The organism is Paenibacillus tabacirhizosphaerae, from assembly GCF_040812395.1.
GTDB lineage: Bacteria > Bacillota > Bacilli > Paenibacillales > NBRC-103111 > Paenibacillus_E.
Genome location: NZ_JBFNXH010000042.1, coordinates 1 through 6,845 on the forward strand (window position 1 = coordinate 1; position 6,845 = coordinate 6,845).

Sequence of the window (6,845 nt, forward strand, 5' to 3'; positions counted from 1 at the left end):
GAATGTTAGCCAAATCAACCCGCCGAGCGACGGCGATGCGTTCTACTCGACAGGCGGCTACAATTCAGCATACGGCAAGGATTTCCTCGCCTGGTACCAAGGCGTCCTTGAAAATCATCTGTCCGTCATTGCTGCGGCAGCCCACAGCAACTTCGACTCCGTGTTCGGCGTACGCATCGGCGCGAAGATCTCAGGGATTCACTGGCAGTACAACAACCCTTCAGCTCCACACAGCGCCGAAAACGCTGCAGGCTATTATAATTACAGCACCCTTATTCAAAAGTTTAAGGACAACAATCTCGACCTGACTTTCACAGCATTGGAAATGAGCGATGATGGAAGCTCTCCAAACTACTCGATGCCTTCCTCACTAGTTGATCAAATCTCTTCCATTGCCAATAGCAAAGGCGTTCGCTTAAACGGCGAAAACGCGCTGCCAACCGGCAATTTCCAGAAAGTTGAAGAGAAAATTACGAGATGGAACTACAATGGATTTACCCTGCTTCGTCTGGCTAACCTTGTAAATGGCGACGGCTCTGCCAGCGGCAATATGTCCGGCTACAAGCAATTCGTCATCAGCCATTCGAAACCGGATACGGATCATACGGTAACGATTTACTACAAAAAAGGATTCTCCACGCCTTTCGTCAACTACAAGCCTGCCGGCGGATCCTGGACAACAGGCACCGGCACGAAGCTGAATGATGCCAGCGGCTTCCCGGGCTACGCCACGGTTACGCTCAACATCGGCGCCGCCACTCAACTGGAAGCAGCCTTTAATGACGGCAACGGAACTGTTGATAACAACAATAACAGCAACTATACGTTTGGCGCCGGCACTTGGACGTATACGCCTGGCACTAGCGGAGCAGCCGGTACGATTGTTTCCGGAACTCCTGTCGTAGACGGCAATAAAGTAACGGTTTACTACAAAAAAGGATTCTCCACCCCATTCATCCATTACCGCCCGGCAAACGGCACGTGGACGACGTCGCCTGGCAAAGCTATACCTGATGCGGAAGCCGCTTTTACAGGCTACGGCAAAATTACAATTGATATCGGTACTGCCTCTCAATTGGAAGCTGTATTCAACAATGGCAGCAATACTTGGGACAACAACAACACCAAAAACTATTTCTTTAACGTGGGTTCCTGGATATACACGCCTGGCCCTAATGGCGCACCAGGCACGATCAGTCCGGTTACTGAAATAGATTTACTGCCGCCAAGCGTACCAACGAATGTAGCCGTTTCCGGTAAAACTGGTTCCAGCATTTCCTTAAGCTGGACAGCTTCCACCGACAACGTTGGGGTTACTGGCTACGAAATTTGGCGCGACGGCGCTAAAGTAGGAACAAGCACTACAACCAGCTTCACCAATACAGGTTTAGCAGCTGATACCTCATACAGCTACACAGTGAAAGCTTACGATGCGGCTAACAACATTTCGGATCCAAGCACAGCTGTCAGCGCGAAAACCGAGAACGTTCCAACGGGCAGCGTAACCGTGTACTACAAACGCGGATTTGCGACACCTTTCATCCACTACCGTCCTGCGGGCGGCACTTGGACGACGGCACCTGGCGCAGCAATGCCGGTAGCCGAAGCTGCTTATCCAGGCTACAACAAAGTGACCATCGACATCGGCACAGCTACCCAGTTAGAAGCTGTTTTCAACAACGGCAGCGGCACTTGGGACAATAACAGCTCCAAGAACTATTTCTTTAATGCCGGCATTTGGACGTATACGCCGGGCGCTAATGGCGCAGCAGGCACCATTACACAGGGAACTCCTCCGGATAATCAGGATCACTTTGTTACCGTATACTACAAACGCGGCTATAGTACGCCTTTCATCCATTATCGTCCTGCGGGCGGCACTTGGACGACCTCGCCTGGTGCAGCAATGCCTGCTTCAGAATTAAGCGGCTACTCCAAGATTAAAATTAATATCGGGCCAGCAACCCAACTCGAAGCCGTCTTCAATAACGGCAGCGGCACTTGGGACAACAACGCAGGCAAAAACTACTTATTTAACATCGGTTCCTGGACATACACGCCGGGCCTTAATGGTTCGCCGGGTACAATCACGCCTGGACCTATCATCGAACAAGAAAAGCCAACTAAACCTACCAATCTAGCCTCCACAGGCAAAACGGATTCAACCGTTACGCTCAGTTGGACAGCATCGACCGATAATGTGGGCGTTACCGGCTATGAAATTTGGCGTGATGGCGTCAAAGTAGGAACAAGCGCAACGACCAGCTTCACGAATTCCGGCTTATCCGCTAGCACCACATACAGCTTTACCGTTAAAGCTTTTGATGCATCCGGCAACATTTCTGACGCCAGCGATGCGGTGAGCGTGAAGACAGAACCAGTAACAGGCAGCACGGTTACGATTTACTATCAAAAAGGTTATTCCACACCTTTTATTCATTACCGTCCGGCAGGCGGAACCTGGACGACGGCTCCAGGAAAAGCAATCCCGGATGCCACTGAAAGCGGGTTCGCTGTCATTACGATTAACATCGGCTCCGCTGCTCAACTGGAAGCTGACTTCAACAACGGCAGCAACACTTGGGACAACAACAACAGCAAGAATTATCTCTTTAATCCTGGCACTTGGACATACACGCCAGGCGCTAATGGCGCTCCGGGAACAATTACATCAAGGGGCATTGACCTTACACCTCCAAGCACGCCAACCAATGTCGTTTCTACAGGTAAAACGGATACGACAGTTTCGCTCAGCTGGACAGCTTCTACTGATGATGTCGGCGTAACTGGTTACGAAATTTGGCGCGATGGCGTCAAGGTTGACACTACAACAACAACCAGCTACACCAATACCGGGTTAACGAAGAGCACAACTTACAGCTACTCCGTTAAAGCCTATGATGCATCCGGCAAAACATCGGAATCCAGTACTGCCGTCAGCGTAAAGACAGACGAAGGAACCAATTTCCCAGTTACAACCGATTGGAGCAAGCAAAGCATTTACTTTATTATGACAGACCGTTTCGTCAACGGAGACACCTCCAATGACAATGCCGGCGGGTTTAATTCCGACAAGAACGATCCGACCAAATGGCACGGCGGCGATTTCCAAGGCATTATCAACAATCTGGATTACATCAAAAACATGGGCTTCACAGCCATCTGGATTACACCAGTAACCGCTCAAAAGAGTCAGTTCGCTTACCATGGTTACCATACTTATGACTTCTACTCCATAGATGGACACTTGGGCACCATGGACAAATTTAAAGAACTGGTTTCAACGGCACACAGCAAAAACATCGCCATCATGCTGGACGTCGTTCCAAACCATACGGGCGACTTCCAACCTGGCAGCTTTGCCAAAGCGCCTTTCGACAAGTTCGACTGGTACCACCACAACGGCAACATTAACGACATCGATTATGGAAATGCTACTACCGCTCCTAACACCTTCAAAATTGAAAACGGCGAAGTTGCCGGGCTCGACGATTTGAACCAAGAGAATCCGGCTACGGCAGCTGAGCTGAAAAACTGGATACAATGGCTCATTAACGAATCCAAAGTCGATGGCCTGCGCGTCGATACAGCGAAGCACATGCCAAAATGGTTCCTGAAAGATTTTGACACAGCTGCAAATACGTTCACGATCGCTGAAGTTTTCAATGGAGATCCGAATACAATCGGCGATTATTCCAACTTTGCCGACGCGGTTCTTGACTTCCCGATGTATTACACGATTAGAGATGTATTCGGCCACGATGCGTCCATGACGAACATCAAGGATCGTTACGCGCAAGATAACAAGTACCGCGATACGAGATTTAATGGCACATTCCTTGACAATCATGACTTGAACCGCTTCCTGAACGAAGCGTCCGGCAGACCGGGCAACGGCGCTGACAAATGGCCGCAGCTGAAAGCCGCTCTAGGCTTCATGCTGACATCCCGCGGTATTCCAATTCTGTACCAAGGTACAGAGCTCGGCTACAGCGGCGGGCACGACCCGGCTAACCGCGAGGACGTCGTACCGAACGCTAACAATGAATTGTACAAGTATATCGCGAAGGTCAATGCCGTACGCAACAGCCACCCTGCCTTGCAAAACGGTACCCAAAAGGAAAAATGGGTCGACAATAACTTCTACAGCTTCCAACGCTCCAAAGACGGAGATGAAGCCATTGTCCTCATTAACAACTCCTGGAACTCAGAAACGCGTACTATTAGCGGCTACGAGAATTTCTCGAATGGAACTTCCCTTACGAATCAGCTAGGTTCGGATACGGTGCAAATTAACGGAGGCTCAATCACCGTTACGCTGGAGCCGAAGGAAGTCAAAATCTTCACCAAAGCATCCACAACGCCTGTTGATACGCAAAAACCAACAGCCCCAACGAGTGTTGCTGGCACCCCTAGCAGCTCATCCGTTAGTCTTCAGTGGACAGCTTCAACAGACAATGTAAAGGTAACAGGCTACGACATTTATCGAAACGGTGTCAAAGTAGGCACTTCAGCTACAGCATCTTTTACCGATAGCGGCTTGTTGCCAGAAACTCCTTACAAGTACACAGTAAAAGCTTTTGATGCAGCAAGCAACGTCTCTGATGCAAGCGCTGAAGTGACAGTGACAACGTTGAAAACCACGGTTCTGGATACTGAAAAACCGACTGCGCCAACGAATGTTACAGGCACGCCTTCCTTTGCTTCCGTGGCGCTTCAATGGACTGCCTCTACAGACAACGTGTTGGTAACCGGTTATGACATTTACCGCAATGGCGCTAAAGTAGGCTCATCTGCTGTTCCATCATTTAGTGACGCCGGCTTAACGCCAGAAACCACTTACATTTATTCAGTCAAAGCATTCGATGCAGCTAACAATTTCTCAGATCCTAGCGTTCTGGCAACCGTTGCAACCACGAAAAAACCAGTTGATACCGGTACCAGCAAAGCATACGCTACGAATCCGACATTCGGTAAACGTGTATCTGCGCCAATTACCATTGACGGCGTCAACAACGGTGAATGGACCGATGCGAACCTGATCGCGATCGATGCTGCCAACGATGATCCTCGGACATTAGGTTCCAACTGGTCAACGCACGAAACGCCAATGGATCTCACGCATCTATGGGCGACTTGGGATAACGACAATCTATACTTAGCCTGGCAGTACGTGGATGTTACCGATGTGATTGATCCTAACAATGCAGGCTCATCAGCCGGTACCCCTATCCGATCCATGGATATGCCGCAAACGATTGCCATTGACACGATTCCCGGGGCAGGCGCTGCGCTGGATATGTGGAAAAAGAATGGAAACAAACCGATTTGGGGCGGAACAGAGCTGCCTGATTACCAATTCAACATCGCCTCCAAAATGTTCCATTCCGGGTATATCTCTAAAGCCGTTAACGGTGTATTCCCGGTAGACGACGCTGGCGTGAATTACAAAACAGGAGCCGCCGCCGGAATCGTCGTCAAATTCGCGCCAGGCAATGCAGCCACATCGTTATGGGGCGCGAAAGACGCGGATGACGCCAATACGCCAAGCAAATTAGTCAATTTTCTAACGCTGGGTCACAACGTTCAGAGGGATACGTTCTATGAAGCCAAAATCCCGCTTAGCGCGATCGGCAACCCGAATATCGAGCTGAATGGCATCGGAGTGAAACTGCATCAAGGCGAGTTCTCGCCAGTAGACACAATCCCTAATGATGCTGCAACTTCGGATACGCCAGGCGTTAGCGAATCCAACTCTCCAAAAGAGTGGGGCGACGTCGATTTGCTTACAAGCAACTTTGCACGAATTGGAAAGTAATACGGATTAATTCCAGATTGCTTATCTCCAAATGAAATATGCAGGCAGCAATATGCTTACAGCCAATAAGACGAAACGGAAGATCGTTTCACTCGTTGAGCCTGTCGTTATGGCCAGCCATTTGGGGAGCAACCGGATTTTCCACGGAATCGGCCATAAGAGCTGCACCCCTTTATCGTTAAGCAAATCGATAAGCGGATGCGAGGCATAAGCCAGAATGAATACCCAGTAAAACAAAGGAGGCAGCGGTGCTGCCGCGAGTGTTAGGAGCACAATGACGAGCAAGGAATGTGTCGCTGTCCTATGCCGCACATGAAGAAGCCGAAGCAGCGCGGATAATGGAAAAAGCACCTTCGCCATCGTGGATCCCGGCTTGTCGACATCTGCCAAGGTGCCTGCTAAACACGCTAGCAAAAGAGCTCCCGCTGCCTCCCAAGATACGAAGCTAACGTCTTGATTTACAAGTACAAGTTCGGCTGAGATCAGTCCTGCAATACTATGTGTTTTTTGAAGCATACTCAGTGGTAATCTCCTTACATGTTCATGATGTCATTAGATGTATAGAGTTCGAAAGTTCTCTGCCGTATGTGACGTTATCGCCTCAAAAAAGAAGCCGCCCAGTTGATCTAGCATAGACTGGGTGGCTTCTTTCCTTCATTTCACGCGTAAAATGTTACATTCCTCACTTAATGTCAACATATTCTCCCCCTTTGCACAATAATTTCGCCTTTCAAAATCAGACAAAATAATTAAAATAAATATTGTAAACGTTTACTTTCATCGAACTTTGTCACCATGTCCCTTCGTTCACTGCCTGATGACCGCTATTAGCCGCCGCTTTACAAGCTTCAAAAACGAAAGATGCGTTGCCGTATCCGTCGAATGAAGAAGCTTTTTTTTCGCACTCGCGAGAAACCGGTTTCACCATGTTAAAGGAGGAGATATTTTGTACTCAAGTAAACTTGTTTGGCGGAAAAGTTGTATGCTGCTGCTTGGCTTTTTCGTGTTCATTTCCACTTTTCTAGGC

2 protein-coding genes are annotated in these 6,845 nt (G+C 49.1%); one reads left to right on the forward strand and one right to left on the reverse strand.

What is annotated here, in order from left to right; all coding sequences use genetic code 11:
- Positions 1-5,818 (forward strand): family 14 glycosylhydrolase (locus tag ABRS97_RS27705; protein WP_367859143.1); only part of this gene is annotated, 5,818 nt, incomplete at its 5' end.
- A gap of 21 nt (positions 5,819-5,839) precedes the next feature.
- Here ABRS97_RS27705 and ABRS97_RS27710 read toward each other — a convergent pair.
- Positions 5,840-6,334, reverse strand: coding sequence for a metal-dependent hydrolase (locus ABRS97_RS27710; RefSeq protein WP_367819412.1), 495 nt, complete (start codon positions 6,332-6,334; stop codon positions 5,840-5,842).
- Positions 6,335-6,845 lie beyond the last annotated feature (511 nt).

Bases quoted from the DNA above. Each gene is read 5' to 3' on its own strand.
- ABRS97_RS27710 (WP_367819412.1), bottom strand. From the start codon at position 6,334: ATGCTTCAAAAAACACATAGTATTGCAGGACTGATCTCAGCCGAACTT.